The following is a 544-nucleotide window of genomic DNA, read 5'->3' as shown; positions in this document are numbered from 1 at the left end:
GGGGAAGCGGTCGTAGAGTTCGGCGCCCATGCCGGGGCGCTGGCTGCCCTGCCCGCTGAACAGGAACACGGTCTGCCCGACGGCCTCGGCGGCCCGTCCGGGGTGCACAAGACTCGGATGTGGTTCCCCGGCGGCCAGTGACTCCAGTCCCGCCACCAGCTCCGCACGGTCCTGGCCGATCACCACGGCCCGGTGGTCGAAGAGTGTCCTGGTCCGCAGCAGGGACCAGCCCACCTCCGCAGCGTTCACCCCCGGGTCGGCGTTCACCCGTGTGGCCAACGCCCGCGCCTGGCCCCGTAGCGCCTCCGCCCCGCGCGCCGACACCACCCACGGCACCGGCCCGCCCACCGGCTCCAACGGGACCGCAACGGGCTCCACCGCAACGGGCTCCACCTCGGCGGCCACCAGCTCACCCGCAACCGGCTCCGCCCCGAGCTCCCCGAGCGCCGTCGCGGCCTCCTCAGGGGCCTGCTCCAGGATCAGATGGGCGTTCGTCCCGCTGATGCCGAACGAGGAGACTCCCGCCCGGCGCGGATGCTCGCCC

Annotated in this window: 1 protein-coding gene; it reads right to left on the bottom strand. The window is 74.4% G+C overall.

Annotated features, from left to right (window positions below):
• Nucleotides 1-544: CurL C-terminal domain-containing protein (locus KN815_RS15780; RefSeq protein ID WP_301184586.1), on the bottom strand; the 544-nt coding region annotated here is incomplete at both ends.

The organism is Streptomyces niphimycinicus (assembly GCF_018883605.1).
In the GTDB taxonomy this organism is placed as follows: Bacteria; Actinomycetota; Actinomycetes; order Streptomycetales; family Streptomycetaceae; genus Streptomyces; species Streptomyces niphimycinicus.
Note: the sequence above shows the minus strand (reverse complement) of the source record. Positions and strands in the feature narration are given on the sequence as shown.